Raw genomic sequence first — 17,581 nt, forward strand, 5'->3', positions numbered from 1 at the left:
GCGGGCAGGCGGGGATCAGCGCCCGGAGGCGCGTGCCGCTACGGAGCGGGGCAGAAGCCGCCGGGCAGCTGGACGCCGTTGGCCACGGGGCACGGATCGAACGTGAAGATGACCAGGGTCCCCAGGATGATGATGACGGTCGTGGCCGCGTACAGCACGATCTTCAGCCACAGGCGCGTGGCGTCCTTCTCGGCGTAGTCGTTGATGATCGTCCGGACGCCGTTGGTGCCGTGCAGCATGGCGAGCCACAGCATGGCCAGGTCCCAGAACTGCCAGAACGGGTCGGCCCACTTGCCGGCCACAAAGCCGAAGTCGATCGCGTGGATGCCCTCGCCGACCAGGAGGTTGACGGTCAGGTGGCCGAAGATCAGCACCACCAGGACGACGCCGGAGAGGCGCATGAACAGCCAGGCCAGCATCTCGAAGTTGCCCTTGGACGAACCGGTGCGGCGGTACTTCGGGGAGATCTTCCCGCTGCGGGGACTCTGAATGGTTGCAGTCATGGCTTAGTGACCTCCAAGGGCGAGGGACAGGTGGCGGATGGCGAAGCCGGCCATGACAACGACCCAGAGGCCCAGGACCGTCCAGAGCATCTGACGCTGGTACTTGGCACCCTTCTTCCAGAAGTCGACGGCGATGATCCGCAGGCCGTTGAAGGCGTGGAACACGATCGCTGCGACAAGGCCCGTTTCACCCAGGGCCATGAGGGGGTTCTTGTAGGCGCCGATCACGGCCGTGTAGGCCTCGGGGGACACACGCACCAATGAGGTGTCCAGCACATGGACCAACAAGAAGAAGAAAATCACTACACCAGTAATGCGGTGTCCAACCCAAGACCACATGCCTTCACGGCCGCGGTACAAGGTGCCAGCTGGTTTTGTCGGCACTGAATAAACCTCCCTGCGACACAGCGGCGCTGGCATGGGATCCACGCGGGGGGAACGCCTGCTGCGAGAGCACTCGTAAGCTCAAGCCTAAATCTAGGCTTCGCTCACAGCTTATTCAATTTCGGAACCCGGTGTTGACCGGCCCCGGCGCGGTTTTCCGTCGCTTTTGAGACGAACGCCACATTTGCTTGCGGCTGCGCGGGTGGAAGGGCCCGGATCCGGGGCCAACCGGGGGTGATCCGGCCGCCGTCGGCTAAAGTAGCCCTGATGACTACACACAAAGTGACAAGCCAGGATTCACCGCTGGACCGTTTCATGGCGGTCATTCCGGCGGGCGGGGTGGGGACCCGCCTCTGGCCCCTGTCGCGGGCGGCAGCCCCGAAGTTCCTTCATGACCTCACCGGTTCCGGCAGCACGCTGCTGCGCGCCACCTACGACCGGCTCCAGCCCGTCGCCGGTGAACACGTGCTGGTGGTGACAGGGGCAGCGCACCGGGAAGCCGTCTGCCGGCAGCTGCCCGAAGTCCTGGAATCCGACCTCGTCCTGGAAAGCGAGCCGAAAGACTCCGGCGCCGCGATCGGCCTCGCCGCCGCCATCCTCCACGAGCGGGATCCGGACACCATCATGGGCTCCTTCGCCGCGGACCAGGTCATCAGCCCGGACGGACTCTTCCAGGACGCCGTCCGCGAGGCCGTCTACACCGCGGCCGCCGGGAAAATCGTCACGATCGGCATCAAGCCCACCCACCCCTCCACCGGGTTCGGCTACATCCGCTCCGGCGCGAACCTGAACATCCCGGATGCCCCCAGCGCGCAGGCCGTGGTGGAGTTCGTGGAGAAGCCCAGCGAGGAAGTGGCCCAGCAGTACGTCGACAGCGGCGACTACGTCTGGAACGCCGGCATGTTTGTGGCGCCGGTATCGCTGATGCTCAAGCACCTCGAGGCCAACCAGCCCGAGCTCTTCGCCGGACTGCAGGAGATCGCCAAGGCCTGGGACACCCCGGAGCGCGACGCCGTCACCGCCCGGGTCTGGCCCACCCTGCCCAAGATCGCCATCGACTACGCCGTCGCTGAGCCCGCCGCCGCTGCGGGCGACGTCGCCGTGGTGCCCGGAACCTTCCGCTGGGACGACGTCGGGGACTTTGCCTCCGTGGGCCGGCTCAACAGCGCCAAGGAAGTCGACGAGGTCACGGTGCTGGGCGAGGGCGCGCGCGTCTTCACCGAGAACGCCAGCGGCGTCGTGGTCTCCGACACCAAGCGGGTGATCGCCCTTATCGGCATCAAAGACGTCGTGATCGTTGACACCCCGGACGCCCTGCTGGTCACCACCAAGGAACACTCGCAGCGGGTCAAGCAGGCCGTGGATGCCATCAAGGCCAAGGGCGACACCGACGTCCTGTGAGGCAGCCCGGGCCCGGCAGTCACATCGCGTTCAGCAATCCGTAACGCGCCGTACCCCGATGCCGCTATTCACCGTCCGCTCGATAGAGTTGTTCAGTGCGCAACTATTCGACTGAAGCAGAGCCCACGACCCTCGTGGGGCCGTGGCTGGAGCCCCTCCTGCCGGAGCTGATCGCCTTCCGCCGCGACCTGCATGCGCACCCCGAACTGTCGTTCAAGGAGTTCCGGACCACCGACAAGCTGGCGAAGCGGCTCGAGGAAGCCGGGCTCAAGCCCCGCCGCCTGGAAGGCACCGGCCTGACGGTCGACGTCGGACAGGGACCCATCGCCACCGCCCTCCGCGGCGATATCGACGCCCTGCCGATCATCGAGGAAACGGGCCTCGAGTTCGCCTCCAAGAACCACGGCGTCACCCACGCCTGCGGCCACGACGTCCACACCACCACGATGCTCGGCATCGCCTTGGTGCTGCAGCGCATGCACGAGCGCTCCCCGCTGCGGGGCACAGTCCGGATCATCTTCCAGCCCGCCGAGGAGACCATGCCCGGCGGCGCCACCTCCTGCATCGAGCAGGGCGTCCTGGACGGCGTGCCCCGCATTCTCGCGCTGCACTGCGACCCCCGGATCGAGGTCGGCAAGATCGGCACCCGGATCGGGGCCATCACCTCCGCCTCAGACACCATCAAAATTGAACTCTCCGGCCGCGGCGGACACACCTCCCGCCCGCACCTGACCGAGGAACTGGTCTTCGCCCTGGCGCAGATCGCCGTCAACGTTCCCGCCGTGCTGTCCCGCCGCGTCGATGTCCGCAGTGGCGTCTCCGTGGTCTGGGGCCAGATCTCCGCGGGCTCGGCCCCCAATGCGATTCCCGGCAGCGGGTACATGGCCGGCACCATGCGGTGCCTGGACCGCGAGGCCTGGCACGACGCCGGCGAGCTGCTCGACGAGGTCGTCCGGCAGATCGCCGAGCCGTACGGCGTCGACGTCCACCTGGAACACACCCGCGGCGTGCCGCCGGTGGTCAATTCCGAGCACGAGACCGCGCTGATCGAGGCCGCTGCGCGCGCCGAAATCGGCGAGAGCGCCGTGGTCCTGACCCCGCAGTCCATGGGCGGCGAGGACTTCGCCTGGTTCCTGGCCGACACCCCCGGCGCCATGATGCGCCTTGGCACCAAGACCCCCGGCGGGGAAGAGTACGACCTCCACCGCGGCGACTATATCGTGGATGAGCGGGCCCTCGGCCTCGGCATCCGGGTGCTTACGGCAGCGGCCCTGCGCACCATCCGCGACCTCTAAAGTCCCGGCCCGGGCCCTGTGCCCGCGGAGTTCCACCACCTTTGTCTCGCTGTCCGGAGGGGGTATGGCGCGGGATGGCCTGCCTCGTGCGCAACCGTTGAGCATGCTCTCCGGGTGGGCCGGCGCGTGCGTAACCATTGAGCATGCTCTCCGGGTGGGCCGGCGCGTGCGTAACCATTGAGCATGCTCTCCGGGTGGGCCGGCGCGTGGACATGTGGGGCATTTGTCCGTTGCTGCGGCCAGGGGGAGAGCATGTCCCGCGGCGTGGGGGACGAGGAATGGGCATGCCCTTTGGTAGGGCCGCTGGGTGCGTGAGGAATGGGCATGCTCTCCTGTTGGGCCGGAGGGTGCGCGAGGAATGAGCATGCTCTCCGGGTGGGCCCGCGCGTGGACATGTGGGGCATATGTCCGTTGCTGCGGCCAGGGGGAGAGCATGTCCCGCGGCGTGGGGGACGAAGAATGGGCATGCCCTTTGGTAGGGCCGCTGGATGAGCATGTCCCCTCGGGAATAGTTGGGTTGTGCACAACTGAATTGTGCACAGGTAAATTGTGCGGTAGTCTCGAACTATGACGACGCCAGAGACCGCCCGCCCCGCCGGTCCGGAAGCCCTGCGCCTGAACCGGCAGGTGTGCTTCGCGATGTACTCGGCCTCCCGCGCCGCCACGGCGGTGTACCGGCCCATGCTGGAGGAGCTCGGCCTGACGTACCCGCAGTACCTGGCCATGCTGGTGCTGTGGGAGGCGGAACCGCGCAGCGTCCGTGAACTGGGGGAGGAGCTCGGGCTCGACTCCGGCACGCTCTCGCCGCTGCTCAAGCGGCTCGAGGCCCTCGGGCTGGTCGAGCGCCGCCGGTCCGCCGAGGACGAGCGGCGGGTCGAAATCTTCCTGACCGACGCCGGAGCGGCCCTGCGTGAAAAGGCCGGCGGCATTCCGCAGCGCCTCGCTGACGCCGCCGGGCTCACCGCCGTGGAACTCGACCAGCTCCGCGAAACCCTGGGCCGGCTGACCGCCGCGCTGCACGCCTCCCACTGAGCCTTCGCGGCGGACGCCACCGACGTCGAAATCGCTGGAGGCGTGCCAACTCGCCGGATGATTACGGCGACTGCGCACGCTTCCGGCGATTTCCCCGCTGAACCCCTGATTTCCTCGACGAGAACGGATACTCATGAAGACCCTTTACACAGCCGAGGCCCTGGCCTCCGGCGAAGGCCGCGACGGCACCGCTGTCAGCAAGGACGGCAAGCTCAGCGTCACCCTCGCCAGCCCGGTGGAACTTGGCGGTGACGGCGCGGGGACCAACCCGGAGCAGCTTTTTGCCGCGGGCTACGCCGCGTGCTTCCACTCCGCTCTCCGCCTGGTCGGCCGCCAGCAGAAAGCCGACCTGAGCGATTCCGCCGTCGCCGCGAAGATCCACCTCGGCGCCCTCGACGGCGGCGCCGGCTACGGCATCGCCGCCGAACTGGAAATCGCCCTGCCCGCCGTGGACCGCGCAACGGCCGAGACCCTCGTGGCGAAAGCCCACGAGGTCTGCCCCTATTCCAACGCCACCCGTGGCAACATCACTGTCGACATCACGATCCTGGAGGTCGCCGCATGAGCACCAACACCAGCACCCGCACCCTGCCCGCCACCACGCGGGAGATCCAGCTCGCCTCCCGCCCGCACGGCCGTCCCGTCCCGGACAACTTCCGCCTCGCCGAATCGGTGCTGCCGGAACTCCAGGACGGCCAGGTCCTGGTCCGCAACCTCTACATCTCCGTGGACCCGTACATGCGCGGCCGCATGAACGACGTGAAGTCGTACTCTGCACCGTTCGCCCTGGACGCCGCCATGGAGGGCGGCGCCGTCGGCGAGGTCATCGCCTCCCGCTCGGCCGACCGCGCGGTGGGGGACACCGTCGTGCACAGCCTCGGCTGGCGGGAATACGCCGTCGTCGACGCGGCCGCCACCGCCCCGGCCCGCACGGACCTGGCCCCCGCCTCCGCTTTCCTCGGCGCGCTCGGCATGACCGGCCTGACCGCCTACGCGGGGCTGCTGAAAGTCGCGGAGTTCAAGCCCGGCGAGGTCGTCTTCGTCTCCGGCGCCGCCGGGGCCGTCGGCTCCCTGGTGGGGCAGATCGCCAAGGCGATGGGCGCCTCACGCGTGATCGGCAGCGCGGGCTCCCCGGAAAAGGTGGCCCGCCTGCTCGAGCTCGGCTTCGACGCCGCCTTCAACTACCACGACGGACCAGTGGCCGAACAGCTGGCTGCGGCCGCGGGGGAGCGGGGGATTGACGTCTACTTCGACAACGTCGGCGGCGAGCACCTCGAGGCCGCGCTGTCCGCCCTCACCGTCGGCGGCCGGGTGGCCATGTGCGGTGCCATCGCCCAGTACAACTCCACGGAGCCGACGCCGGCGCCGCGGAACCTGATGCTGGCGATCGGCAAGCAGCTGACCCTCAAGGGATTCCTGGTCGGCGGCTACTGGCAGTACATGGGCGAGTTCGTTGAGAAGCTCTCGGGCTGGCTGGCCGACGGCACGGTCCGTTACGACGAGACCATCGTGGACGGCCTGGAGAACGCCCCGCAAGCCTTCATGGACCTGCTCGACGGCGGCAACACCGGCAAGATGCTCGTCCGGCTGTAGCCAGCGCCGGCACAGCCCCTGTACGCGGACGCCTCCGGCGCCGGTCCCCTCGGGGCCGGTGCCGGAGGCGTCCGCATGCCCGGGCCCGCAGCCGGGACCGGCTACCGCAAGGTAACAAGTTCTCAACAATCTGGGTAATTGCTGTGAAGTCTGCTACGTCGACGTGTCGCAGGACACTACAGTGGCTTCATCAGTGCGCCTCGGCGCAGTGCTGCGAATCCATCAGTGACAACAGAATTCAGCGGAACACCGCAGACAGACACTCATTGAGCTCCCGTCGTAGCGCTTACTCTTTCTTCCTGGAGGAAAATTGAAGAACTCTCTGCGTGCCACCTTCAAGCGCGGATCAATGGCCGGCGTCGCCACCGCGGGCGCGGCTGCACTCCTGCTGTCCGGCTGCGGGGCTGCCCCGGAGGCCAGCACCGCCACCCAGACCGCCAGCAACTACACCGGCTGCATCGTGTCCGACTCGGGTGGGTTCGACGACCAGTCGTTCAACCAGTCTTCCTACGAGGGCCTGAAGAAGACCGAAAAAGACCTCGGCATCAAGACCAACCAGGCGGAGTCCAAGACCAACAACGACTTCGAGCCGAACCTGCGCGCCATGGTCGCCGCGGGCTGCAACCTGACCATCACGGTCGGCTTCCTCCTCGGCGACGCCACCAAGGCGCAGGCCACGGCGAACCCGGACAAGCACTTCGCCATCATCGACTACGGCTACGACACCCCGATCAGCAACGTCAAGCCGATCATCTACGACACCGCCCAGGCCGCATTCCTGGCCGGCTACCTCGCAGCCGGCACCACCAAGACCGGAACGGTCGCCACCTTCGGCGGCATCAAGATCCCCACGGTCACCATTTTCATGGACGGCTTCGCCGACGGCGTGAAGTACTACAACGAAAAGAAGGGCAAGGACGTCAAGCTGCTGGGCTGGGACAAAGCCAAGCAGGACGGCTCCTTCACCGGTGACTTCGAAAAGCAGGACAAGGGCAAGCAGTTCACCCAGAACTTCCTGGACCAGGGCGCCGACATCGTCATGCCCGTCGCCGGTCCGGTCGGCAAGGGCGCGGGCGCCGCGCTGAAGGAAGCCAAGGCCGCAGGCAAGGACGTCAAGCTCATCTGGGTTGACTCCGACGGCTTCCTCACGGCCCCGGATTACAAGGACATCATGCTCTCCTCCGTCATGAAGCTGATGGGCGAGGCCGTCGAGACCGTCGTCAAGCAGGACAAGGACGGCCAGTTCACCAACGCGCCGTATGTCGGCACCCTCGCGAACGACGGCGTCCAGCTGGCTCCGTTCCACGACCTGGACTCCCAGGTTCCGGCCGAACTGAAGTCCGAGCTCGACCAGATCAAGAAGGACATCGCCGACGGCAAGCTGAAGGTTGAATCCGCAGCAAGCCCGAAGTCCTAACTTCCTTCGCTAAGCGCCACGGCCCGTCCGGTCACCACCGCACGGGCTGTGGCGCTTTTCGTTGCGGCCCCGCTGCGGCCCGGACCGCAGGCACTAAGCTGGTGCTGCAGCCCCCACTACGCGTCCGGACCAAGCCTTCCGGACACCTCGAGATTGGTCAGAGTTTTGAAACTTGAACTCAAGGGCATTACTAAACGCTTCGGCTCCCTGGTAGCAAACGATCACATCGATGTGGTTGTTGAACCCGGGCAGATCCACTGTCTGCTCGGCGAGAACGGCGCTGGCAAGTCCACGCTGATGAACGTCCTCTACGGACTGTACGAGCCCACCGAGGGCGAAATCCTGATTGACGACAAACCGGTCACCTTCCGCGGCCCCGGCGACGCCATGGCCGCCGGCATCGGCATGGTGCACCAGCACTTCATGCTCGTCCCCGTCTTCACCGTCGCGGAAAACGTGGCCCTGGGCGCGGAAACCACCAAGACCGGCGGATTCCTGGACCTCGATGACACCCGGCGGAAGATCCGGGAGATCTCCGACCGCTACGGCTTCGACGTCGACCCCGACGCCCTGATCGAGGACCTCCCCGTCGGCGTGCAGCAGCGGGTGGAAATCATCAAGGCCCTGGTCCGCGACGCCAAGGTGCTCATCCTGGACGAACCCACGGCCGTGCTGACCCCGCAGGACACCGACGAGCTCCTGGACATCATGCGCCAGCTCAAGAGCCACGGCACCTCCATCGTCTTCATTTCGCACAAGCTCCGCGAGGTCAAAGCCGTCTCGGACACCATCACCGTCATCCGGCGCGGCAAAGTTGTGGGCACGGCCGATCCCGGCGCCTCCACCACCGAGCTGGCATCCATGATGGTGGGCCGCGCCGTGAGCCTGACCCTGGACAAGGCACCCGCCAATCCGCAGGAAACCACGTTTGAGGTCAAGGACCTCACCGTGATCGCGCCCAGCGGCCAGCACGTCGTGGACGGCATCAGCTTCGGGATCGCCCGCGGCGAGATCCTCGCCGTGGCCGGCGTCCAGGGCAACGGCCAGACCGAACTGACCGAGGCCATCCTGGGCCTGCACGACCGGGTCCACGGCTCGATCACCCTCGACGGCGAAGAACTCCTGGGCCGCAGCGTCAAGGACGTCCTGAACGCCGGCGTCGGGTTCGTCCCCGAAGACCGCTCCCTGGACGGTCTGATCGGGACCTTCTCGATCGCCGAGAACCTGATCCTGGACCGCTACGACCGGGCCCCGTTCGCCAAGGGCATCAGCATGAGCCCGGCCAAGGTCCTGGAGAACGCCAAGACCCGGATCGAGGAATTCGACGTCCGCACCCCGTCCGGCTCCCTGGCCGCCGGCACGCTGTCCGGCGGCAACCAGCAAAAGGTCGTCATGGCGCGGGAACTGTCCCGGCCGCTGCGGCTCTTCATCGCCTCCCAGCCCACCCGCGGCGTGGACGTGGGGTCCATCGAGTTCCTGCACAAGCGGATCGTCGCTGAACGGGACCATGGCACGCCGGTCATGATCGTCTCCACCGAACTGGACGAGGTCATTGAACTCGCCGACCGGATCGCCGTCCTCTACAAGGGCCGGCTGGTCGGAATCGTCCCGGCCGGCACCGGCCGCGACGTCCTCGGCCTGATGATGGCCGGAGTGTCGCCGGCCGAAGCCCAGGCCGAGGCCGCCGGGCGGCACCCGGCGCAGAGCCCCGCAGATACCCCCGCCCCGAACCCGGCAACCGCCCCGTCCGAGCAGGAGCCCCGCTCCGGCGCCGTAGGAGACCACCATGAGTGAGAACACCGGGCCGCGCCGCGCGGCCGCACCGGACCCGGACCGGATTCCGGCAGACCAGGCCATCGACGCGGACATTGAGACGCCCGACGAGGACGACGAAGCGTACGTCACCTCGCTGGACACCGCCGGCGGCGCCATGCAGCCCTCCGCGGTCCCGGTCTCGACCCAAAGCGGCCACCTTCCCGGCACCCCGGACGAGCCCGAGTCGCTGATGCGCAGAATCTTCACCGGCAACGGCATGGTGACCATCCTGGCCGTGCTGCTCGCCCTGGTCCTCGGCGGACTCCTGATCGCCGTCACGGACAAAGTGGTCGGCACCACCGCGGGCTACTTCTTCGCCCGTCCCACGGATTTCCTCACCGCCGTCTGGTCTGCCGCCACCCGGTCCTACGTCGCCCTCTTCCAGGGCGCGGTCTTCAACCCCCGCGGGACCGGCGTGGCCGGGCAGTTCGCCCCGCTCATGGAGACGCTGACCATCGCCACGCCCCTGATCACCGCGGGCCTCGGCGTGGCGCTGGCCTTCCGCGCCGGCCTGTTCAACATTGGTGCGCAGGGCCAGATCATCATGGCCGGCATCCTGGCCTCGTGGGTCGGTTTCGCCCTGCACCTGCCGCTGGGGCTGCACCTGCTGCTGGTCCTGGTGGCCGGCGTCGTCGGCGGTGCCGTCTGGGGCGGAATCGTGGGCGTGCTCAAAGCCCGCACGGGTGCCCATGAGGTCATCGTGACCATCATGTTCAACTACATCGCCCTGTATCTGCTGCGCTACCTGCTCGACACGGACCTGTTCCAGCGCCCGGGCGAGTCCACCCCGATTTCCCCGATCCTGGACCCCAACGCCGTGTACCCGCTGCTCTTCGGCAGCCAGTACCGGCTCCACTTGGGCTTCCTGCTGGCCATCGCGGCCACGGTCTTCGTCTGGTGGCTGCTGAACCGTTCCACGATCGGCTTCGAATTCCGGGCCGTCGGCGCCAACCCGAAGGCCGCCCTCACCGCCGGCATCAACGTCTCCCGGGCCACGGTCCTGGTAATGACCATCGCCGGTGGCCTGGCGGGCCTGGCCGGCGTCGCCCAGGTGGCCGGGACCGAGAAGGTCCTGACTGACGGAGTCGCGGCGACCTACGGTTTTGACGCGATCACCGTGGCCCTGCTGGGCCGCTCGTCCCCGTGGGGCACCTTCGCGGCCGGCCTGCTGTTCGGAGCATTCCGGGCAGGCGCCGTCCAGATGCAGATCCAGACCGGAACGCCGATCGACATCGTGCTCGTCGTCCAGTCGCTGATCGTGCTGTTCATCGCGGCGCCGCCCCTGGTCCGGGCCATTTTCGGGCTCAACCCGCGCAAGAAGAAGTCCGCCACCGCCGGCACCCCCAAGCAGGCAGCAACCACCGGAGGTGCCGCATGAGCACAACAGCAACCTCGCCCGTCAAACCGCAGCCGGAGAAGAACCACACGCCGGGGCAGTCCGCCAAGCCCGTGACCTGGAAGGTGCCGGTCACGCTCGCGGTGCTCGCCGTCGTCGCCTTCATCTTCTTTGGCCTGCTGGGCCCGCAGGGGACCGCCAAATTCGGGGTGTCCTCCGGCGGCGACTTCTTCCAGCTGCCGGCAATCGAAGTGCCCGCCTTCCTGAGCGGCATGGTGCTCTCCGTGGTCCTGCTGGGCCTCGCCGGCTACGCCCTGGTCCTGAAGGCGAACCGGAACGCCCGGCCCCCGCGCTGGCTGCCGGTCACTTTCACGGTGGTGTTTGTGGTCGCCTTCCTGATCTGGGTGGTGGGCGGCGCCCGGACCCCCAGCATCTCGCTGGCGGGCCTGATCGCAGGGTCCGTGACGCTCGCCGTGCCGATCGTCTTCGGTTCCCTGTCCGGCGTGCTGTGCGAACGCGCCGGCGTCGTGAACATCGCCATTGAGGGCCAGCTGCTGGGCGGCGCCTTCACAGCCGCGCTCGTGGCCAGCCTGACCCACAACCCCTACCTGGGCCTCCTGGCGGCGGCCGTCGCCGGCGCCCTCGTCTCGATGGTCCTGGCCCTGTTCAGCATCAAGTACGTGGTCAACCAGATCATTGTCGGCGTCGTGCTCAACGTCCTGGTCTCCGGCCTCACCGGCTTCCTGTTCACTACCGTGATGCAGTCGGACCCGGAGAAATACAACTCGCCCGGCCGGCTGCCCATCATCGACATCCCGGTGCTCTCCGGCATTCCCGTGATCGGCCCCATCCTGTTCAAGCAGTCCGTGGTGGGGTACCTGATGTATGTGGCCGTGATTGTGGTGTGGATCGCACTGTTCAAGACCAAGTGGGGCCTGCGCGTCCGGGCTGTGGGCGAACACCCGCAGGCCGCCGACACCCTGGGCATCAAGGTCAACGCCACCCGCTTCTGGAACGTCACGCTCGGCGGCGCGGTGGCCGGGATCGGCGGCTCGTTCTTCACCCTCGTCGCGATCGACAGCTTCACCAAGGAAATCTCCGGAGGCCGCGGGTTCATCGCCCTGGCCGCCATGATCCTGGGCCGCTGGAACCCGATCGGGGCATTCTTCGCCGCGCTGCTGTTCGGCTTCGCCGACAACCTGCAGAGCATCGTGACGATCATCGGTACCCCCGTGCCGAGCCAGTTCATGGCCATGCTGCCGTACCTGGTGACCGTGTTCGCCGTGGCCGGACTCGTCGGCCGCTCGCGGCCGCCGGCGGCCGACGGCATACCGTACGTCAAGGGCTGACCGTGGAGACCACACCGGTTGACTGGGCCGCGCTCGAGGCTGCGGCGGTTTCCGCCATGAAGAACGCCTACGCGCCGTATTCGAAGTTTCCGGTGGGGGCGGCAGCCCTCACCGGGGACGGCCGGATCGTCAGCGGCTGCAACGTCGAAAACGCCAGCTACGGGCTGACCCTGTGCGCCGAGTGCGCCTTGGTCGGCAACCTGCAGATGACCGGCGGCGGACTGCTGCGCGCCTTCTACTGCGTCGACGCCGGCGGCAACGTCCTCATGCCCTGCGGGCGCTGCCGACAGTTGCTCTACGAATTCCGGGCTTCCGATATGGAGCTCATGACCACCCAGGGAATCAAGACCATGGACCAGGTCCTTCCCGATGCCTTTGGCCCCCAACACCTGGAGGAACCCCGGTGACACTTTCGACACAGCCCGCCAGTACGACTGAAGCGTTCGACGCCGTCGACATCATCCGCATCAAACGGGACAAGGGCGTGCTCAGCCCCGCCCAGATCGACTGGACGATCGACGCGTACACCCGCGGCGCCATCGCCGACGAACAGATGGCCGCCCTGAACATGGCCATCCTGCTCAACGGCATGGACCGCGCCGAGATCTCCCGCTGGACCGCGGCCATGATCGCCTCCGGCGAGCGGATGGATTTCTCCAGCCTGCGCCGGCCCGACGGCGGCATGAAGGCCACGAGCGACAAGCACTCCACCGGCGGCGTGGGGGACAAGATCACTCTCCCGCTGGCCCCGCTGGTGGCCGTCTTCGGCGTGGCCGTCCCGCAGCTCTCCGGCCGCGGCCTGGGCCACACCGGCGGGACCCTGGACAAGCTCGAGGCGATCCCGGGCTGGCGCGCGGCCCTGAGCAACGAGGAAATGATGACCCAGCTCCAGGACGTCGGCGCCGTCATTTGCGCCGCCGGCGCGGGACTGGCCCCGGCCGACAAGAAGCTCTACGCGCTCCGGGATGTTACCGGGACCGTCGAGGCCATCCCGCTGATCGCATCCTCGATCATGAGCAAGAAGATCGCGGAGGGCACCGGATCGCTGGTCCTCGACGTCAAGGTGGGCAGCGGCGCGTTCATGAAGGACGAGGACCGTGCCCGCGAGCTCGCCGAGACCATGGTGGCCCTGGGCAAGGACGCCGGCGTGAACACCGTGGCCCTGCTGACCAACATGAACACGCCACTGGGCCTCACTGCGGGCAACGCGATCGAGGTTGAGGAGTCGGTGGAGGTCCTGGCCGGCGGGGGCCCGGAAGACGTCGTCGAACTCACCGTACGGCTCGCGGAGGAAATGCTGGCGTGCGCCGGTGTCCGCGACGCCGACCCCCGGGCCGCCCTGCGCGACGGCCGGGCCATGGACGTGTGGAACCGGATGATCGAGGCCCAGGGCGGCGACCCGCGCGCCAAGCTTCCGGTCGCCAAGGAATCCGAGGTCATCTACGCCCCGGCCGACGGCGTCCTGGTGGAGCTCGACGCGATGGCCGTCGGCGTCGCCGCATGGCGCCTCGGCGCCGGCCGCGCCCGCAAGGAGGACCAGGTCCAGGCAGGGGCCGGGGTGCGGATGCACGCCAAACCGGGCGCCACGCTCCGCGCCGGCGAGCCGCTCATGACGCTGCTGACGGACACCCCGGAGAAGTTCGGCCGTGCCAAGGAAGCGCTGGAGCACGCCGCCGTGATCGCACCGGAAGGCTCCCGGCCCGCCCAGAAGCTGATCATCGACCGCATCGCCTGAGGACCCGGCGGGCCGACAACCCCGCGTTGCCCCATCACGTATGGCCCTTAAACAGCCCTCAACCCAGAGATTTGGCCGCCATGCGTGATGGGGCAACGGGCTGGGCGGGGCAGTACACTGACAGCACAACTTTCCGGGAGAAACCGGGCCCCGCCGTGCGTTAGGAAGCTGTGCAGGCAATCAACGACTTCATCCTCGCCGCCGCAGGGCAGCCCTGGGTCCTCGTTCTCGTGTTTGCCTGCTGTGTCATCGATGGCTTCTTCCCGCCGATCCCCAGCGAATCGGTGGTGGTGGGCCTCGCCGCCGTCGCTGCCACCGCGGGCGTCCCCAACCCGGTGCTCCTGATCGCGACCGCCGCCGCCGGGGCCTGGGTGGGAGACAACCTCGCCTACCTGATCGGCCGCAGGACCGGGACCCGCCGCTGGGCCTGGATGCGCGGCCCCCGGATGCAGGGGGCCTTTGCCTGGGCCGGACGGGAACTGCGGAAACGGGCCGCGTCACTGATCCTCGTGGCGCGCTTCGTACCGATCGGGCGGGTGGCCGTCAACCTGACCGCCGGCGCAACGCACTACCCGCGGCCCAGGTTCATGGGCCTGACGGTGCTCTCGGCGGTGCTCTGGGCCGGGTACTCGGTGGGGATCGGCCTGTTCGTTGGTCCGTGGTTCGAGAAGAACCACGTCCTCGGCGCGAGCATCGCGATCGTCTGCGCGATTGTCCTGGGCCTGTTCGTCGACTTCGTGATCAGCAGGGTCCGCGGCCGCACAACGGAGGAACCGGCCTCTTCGGTCCCGCCCGCCGAGACCTAGCGCATCCGTTGCAGCACCCGGTGCAACCTGCTCCGCCGTGACACGGCGGCCGCCCGAAGATCCGCCGCCTGCAACGTAGCGGACCGCGCCCCGGGCGTGGGACACTTAGGAGCGATTTGCGTCACGTCCGCAGGGCGCAGTCCGTCCCAGGTTCCACCCGCACGCCAGTGGCATCGCCGTCACGGTGTGATTGTCCGTAACCGTTCACCCGTCCGCACCCATTCATCGAGGAGCACCGCCCGCATGGAGTTCATTAACGAGGCCGTGCTCCATGCCGCGGGTCAGTGGTGGATCTACCCCCTCCTGCTGGTCTTCTTCTTCGTGGACGGCTTCGCGATGGTGGTCCCCAGCGAGACCCTCATCGTTGCCCTTTCGGCGTACTCCGTGCACAGCGGCCAGCCCAACCTCTGGATCCTGGGGCTCACGGCACTCGTCGGGGCGATGGCCGGCGACAACATGGCGTACCTGCTCGGCCGGAAGATCGGCCTGGAACGGTTCCGCTGGATGCGGAAGCCCAAGGTCCAGAAGGTTTTCGCCTGGGCACACTATGAGCTCGAAAAGCGCGGCGCCGTCCTGATCTTCACGGCCCGCTACATCCCGTGGGGCCGCGTGGCCGTCAACTACGTGGCGGGAACGACGGCGTTTCCGCACCGGAGATTCTTCTTCCTGGACGCTTTCGCCTGCCTGACGTGGGTCGCCTATTCGATCGGCATTGGCCTGCTGGCCAGTTCCTTCCCGTGGCTGCACCACAACCCGCTGCTCAGCGCCGGGATCGCCGTGGTGTTCGCGATCGTGCTCGGGGTCCTCATCGACCACCTGCTGCGCTGGTGGCACAAGCGCCTGGGGCGCCACGACACGCGCCCGGACCGGACCGCGGAAGCGCCCGCCCCGGAACATGCGGCCCAGGGGCACGCTACCCAGGGGCACGCTACCCAGGGGCACGGCGCGATGCTGGCCGGCCCGGGCTCTGAAGCCGGAGCCTCCGGAAAGTAGCATCCGGCGCCCCGCGACCCTATGGTTGGAACGTGACTGAGACTATTCCTGACGCTGCCCCTGACCTCGACTTCGACCTGAAGGTCCTCCCCAAGGTTTCCCTTCACGACCACCTGGACGGCGGCCTGCGCCCGGCCACCATCATTGAACTGGCCGAGACCGTCGGGCACACGCTGCCCTCGACCGATCCCGTCGCCCTGGGGGAGTGGTTCCGGGAATCCGCCGATTCCGGTTCGCTGGTGCGCTACCTGGAAACCTTTGACCACACCATCGCCGTGATGCAGACCAAGGAAGGCCTGTTCCGCGTCGCCAAGGAATTCGTCGAGGACCTGGCCGACGACGGCGTCGTGTACGGCGAAGTTCGTTGGGCCCCCGAGCAGCACCTGCAGAAGGGCCTCAGCCTGGATGAGGTCGTGGAGGCCGTCCAGGCCGGACTCGACGCCGGCGTGGACGCCGTTGCCGAAACCGGCCGCGACATCCAGGTGGGCCAGCTCATCACCGCCATGCGCCACGCCGACCGCGGCCAGGAAATCGCCGAACTCGCAGTCCGCCACCGGAACCGGGGCGCGGTGGGCTTTGACATTGCCGGCGCCGAGGACGGCTTCCTGCCCGCCCGCTTCCGGGACGCGTTCACGTACCTCGCCCAGCACAACTTCCCGGCCACCGTGCACGCCGGCGAGGCCGCCGGCCTGGACAGCATCCAGTCCGCCCTGGTGGACGGCCGCGCCCTGCGCCTGGGCCACGGCGTGCGGATCGCCGAGGACATCTCAATCGAATTCGAAGAGGTCGACGAGGCCTGGGAGGACTCCGAAGGCTTCGGCGAGGAAGTCAGCGACACCATCGGCATGGTGACCCTGGGCGAGCTCGCCAGCTGGGTGCGGGACCGCGGCATCGCCCTGGAGATCTGCCCGTCCTCGAACCTGCAGACGGGCGCCATCTCCGGCTTCGGTGAAGGGATCGAAAGCCACCCGCTGGACATGCTCTACCAGCTGGGCTTCAACGTCACCATCAACACCGACAACCGCCTGATGAGCGGCGTGACCCTCACCGACGAGTTCGAACTTCTGGTCGAGACCTTCGACTACGACCTCGACGACCTGCTGGAGCTCACCCTCAACGCCGCCGAGGCCGCCTTCCTCCCGCTGGAGGAGAAAGAAGCGCTGGTCGAATACATCAACGAGGCCTACGCCGACCTTGGCTAACGAGGACCCGACACCCGTCCGGGGGCAGCCCGTGCCCGCGGCAGCGGAGCTCGTCTCCGTCATTGCCGCCCTGCGCGAGCACTGCCCCTGGATGGGTGCCCTCACCCACGAGTCCCTCGTCGAGTATCTCCTCGAGGAGGCCTACGAGGTGGCCGAAACCATCGAGACGGGCGGCGGCGACACCGAGCTCAAGTCCGAGCTCGGTGACGTGCTGCTCCAGGTGGTCCTGCACGCCCGGCTCGCCGAGGAGCGCGGCGCCTTCGACCTCGACGACGTCGCGCGCTCCCTCAGCGCCAAGATGATCCGGCGGAACCCGCACGTGTTCCGCCCCGACGGCTCCCTGCAGGATTCCTTCCCGGCAACGGTCGAGGAAATCGTCCTGACCTGGGACGCCGTCAAGAAAGCCGAAAAACCCGACCGCGGCCACGCCTTCGACGGGGTTCCCGCGGCGCTTCCCGCGCTTGCCCGCGCCCAGAAACTCCTGGACCGTGCCGAACGCGCCGGCCTGCCCGCGGCCGCGGCCGGCACCAATGCGGCCGGCACCGCCGTCGGGATCCCCGGCACCGAAGACGAACTCGGTGAGCTGCTGTTCGGGATCGCGGCCGGCGCCCGGGCGCACGGGCTCGACGCCGAACGCGCCCTGCGCGGCGCCCTGCGCCGCTTCCAGGACAGCCACGGCCCCACGCCGTAGCAACAGCAGTGCCGGCCCCGCGTCGGCGG

At 67.9% G+C, this 17,581-nt stretch carries 17 protein-coding genes; 15 read left to right on the forward strand and 2 right to left on the reverse strand.

The features are described from left to right. Nucleotides 1–38: 38 nt before the first annotated feature. On the reverse strand, nt 39–503 hold the full coding sequence (locus tag CFN17_RS12380; protein WP_208747998.1) for a succinate dehydrogenase hydrophobic membrane anchor subunit: 465 nt from the start codon (nt 501–503) through the stop codon (nt 39–41). A 3-nt stretch (nt 504–506) separates the two neighbouring features. Beyond that, complete coding sequence (gene sdhC, locus CFN17_RS12385) at nt 507–887, reverse strand: succinate dehydrogenase, cytochrome b556 subunit (RefSeq protein WP_091250876.1); 381 nt, start codon at nt 885–887, stop codon at nt 507–509. A 267-nt stretch (nt 888–1,154) separates the two neighbouring features. Here sdhC and CFN17_RS12390 point away from each other — a divergent pair, with 267 nt between their 5' ends. From CFN17_RS12390 to CFN17_RS12460, 15 genes are all read left to right on the forward strand, one after another. After that, nucleotides 1,155–2,288, forward strand: a complete 1,134-nt coding sequence (locus CFN17_RS12390; protein ID WP_208747999.1) for a mannose-1-phosphate guanylyltransferase — start codon at nt 1,155–1,157, stop codon at nt 2,286–2,288. A 95-nt stretch (nt 2,289–2,383) separates the two neighbouring features. Beyond that, nucleotides 2,384–3,583: an amidohydrolase gene (locus CFN17_RS12395; protein WP_208748001.1), complete on the forward strand. Its 1,200-nt coding sequence runs from the start codon at nt 2,384–2,386 to the stop codon at nt 3,581–3,583. A 567-nt stretch (nt 3,584–4,150) separates the two neighbouring features. After that, the gene (locus tag CFN17_RS12400) at nt 4,151–4,615 is read left to right on the forward strand and encodes a MarR family winged helix-turn-helix transcriptional regulator (protein WP_208748003.1); all 465 of its coding nucleotides are present in this window, start codon (nt 4,151–4,153) and stop codon (nt 4,613–4,615) included. 133 nt (nt 4,616–4,748) lie between these two features. After that, entirely contained in the window at nt 4,749–5,180 is a 432-nt protein-coding gene (locus CFN17_RS12405; RefSeq protein WP_208748004.1) for an organic hydroperoxide resistance protein, read from the forward strand. Further along, on the forward strand, nt 5,177–6,208 hold the full coding sequence (locus CFN17_RS12410; RefSeq protein ID WP_208748006.1) for an NADP-dependent oxidoreductase: 1,032 nt from the start codon (nt 5,177–5,179) through the stop codon (nt 6,206–6,208). The genes CFN17_RS12405 and CFN17_RS12410 overlap by 4 nt, the downstream gene beginning before the upstream one ends. Nucleotides 6,209–6,557: 349 nt before the next feature. Then, nucleotides 6,558–7,625, forward strand: coding sequence for a BMP family protein (locus CFN17_RS12415; protein ID WP_208751474.1), 1,068 nt, complete (start codon nt 6,558–6,560; stop codon nt 7,623–7,625). A 165-nt stretch (nt 7,626–7,790) separates the two neighbouring features. Further along, nucleotides 7,791–9,419 (forward strand): ABC transporter ATP-binding protein, encoded by a 1,629-nt coding sequence (locus tag CFN17_RS12420; RefSeq protein WP_208748008.1) that lies wholly within the window; start codon nt 7,791–7,793, stop codon nt 9,417–9,419. Next, nucleotides 9,412–10,818: an ABC transporter permease gene (locus CFN17_RS12425; RefSeq protein WP_208748010.1), complete on the forward strand. Its 1,407-nt coding sequence runs from the start codon at nt 9,412–9,414 to the stop codon at nt 10,816–10,818. The genes CFN17_RS12420 and CFN17_RS12425 overlap by 8 nt, the downstream gene beginning before the upstream one ends. Next, entirely contained in the window at nt 10,815–12,125 is a 1,311-nt protein-coding gene (locus tag CFN17_RS12430) for an ABC transporter permease (protein ID WP_208748012.1), read from the forward strand. Before CFN17_RS12425 ends, CFN17_RS12430 begins: the two co-directional genes overlap by 4 nt. A 2-nt stretch (nt 12,126–12,127) precedes the next feature. Further along, entirely contained in the window at nt 12,128–12,532 is a 405-nt protein-coding gene (locus CFN17_RS12435) for a cytidine deaminase (protein ID WP_208748014.1), read from the forward strand. Next, the gene (locus CFN17_RS12440; protein ID WP_208748016.1) at nt 12,529–13,860 is read left to right on the forward strand and encodes a thymidine phosphorylase; all 1,332 of its coding nucleotides are present in this window, start codon (nt 12,529–12,531) and stop codon (nt 13,858–13,860) included. Before CFN17_RS12435 ends, CFN17_RS12440 begins: the two co-directional genes overlap by 4 nt. Nucleotides 13,861–14,030: 170 nt before the next feature. Further along, on the forward strand, nt 14,031–14,666 hold the full coding sequence (locus tag CFN17_RS12445; protein ID WP_208748018.1) for a DedA family protein: 636 nt from the start codon (nt 14,031–14,033) through the stop codon (nt 14,664–14,666). Between the two features lie 243 nt (nt 14,667–14,909). Then, on the forward strand, nt 14,910–15,659 hold the full coding sequence (locus tag CFN17_RS12450) for a DedA family protein (protein ID WP_261792186.1): 750 nt from the start codon (nt 14,910–14,912) through the stop codon (nt 15,657–15,659). A 32-nt stretch (nt 15,660–15,691) separates the two neighbouring features. Further along, the gene (locus tag CFN17_RS12455; RefSeq protein WP_208748019.1) at nt 15,692–16,861 is read left to right on the forward strand and encodes an adenosine deaminase; all 1,170 of its coding nucleotides are present in this window, start codon (nt 15,692–15,694) and stop codon (nt 16,859–16,861) included. 91 nt (nt 16,862–16,952) lie between these two features. Beyond that, nucleotides 16,953–17,552: a MazG nucleotide pyrophosphohydrolase domain-containing protein gene (locus CFN17_RS12460; protein WP_208751475.1), complete on the forward strand. Its 600-nt coding sequence runs from the start codon at nt 16,953–16,955 to the stop codon at nt 17,550–17,552. Nucleotides 17,553–17,581: the final 29 nt, after the last annotated feature.

Source organism: Arthrobacter sp. PM3 (genome assembly GCF_003352915.1).
GTDB lineage: Bacteria > Actinomycetota > Actinomycetes > Actinomycetales > Micrococcaceae > Arthrobacter.

Excerpts from the sequence above, each read along its gene's own strand:
- CFN17_RS12380 (WP_208747998.1), bottom strand. The coding sequence starts at position 503 with ATGACTGCAACCATTCAGAGTCCCCGCAGCGGGAAGATCTCCCCGAAG.
- CFN17_RS12390 (WP_208747999.1), top strand. The coding sequence starts at position 1,155 with ATGACTACACACAAAGTGACAAGCCAGGATTCACCGCTGGACCGTTTC.
- CFN17_RS12400 (WP_208748003.1), top strand. The coding sequence starts at position 4,151 with ATGACGACGCCAGAGACCGCCCGCCCCGCCGGTCCGGAAGCCCTGCGC.
- CFN17_RS12405 (WP_208748004.1), top strand. The coding sequence starts at position 4,749 with ATGAAGACCCTTTACACAGCCGAGGCCCTGGCCTCCGGCGAAGGCCGC.
- CFN17_RS12410 (WP_208748006.1), top strand. The coding sequence starts at position 5,177 with ATGAGCACCAACACCAGCACCCGCACCCTGCCCGCCACCACGCGGGAG.
- CFN17_RS12415 (WP_208751474.1), top strand. The coding sequence starts at position 6,558 with ATGGCCGGCGTCGCCACCGCGGGCGCGGCTGCACTCCTGCTGTCCGGC.
- CFN17_RS12425 (WP_208748010.1), top strand. The coding sequence starts at position 9,412 with ATGAGTGAGAACACCGGGCCGCGCCGCGCGGCCGCACCGGACCCGGAC.
- CFN17_RS12430 (WP_208748012.1), top strand. The coding sequence starts at position 10,815 with ATGAGCACAACAGCAACCTCGCCCGTCAAACCGCAGCCGGAGAAGAAC.
- CFN17_RS12450 (WP_261792186.1), top strand. The coding sequence starts at position 14,910 with ATGGAGTTCATTAACGAGGCCGTGCTCCATGCCGCGGGTCAGTGGTGG.
- CFN17_RS12460 (WP_208751475.1), top strand. The coding sequence starts at position 16,953 with ATGGGTGCCCTCACCCACGAGTCCCTCGTCGAGTATCTCCTCGAGGAG.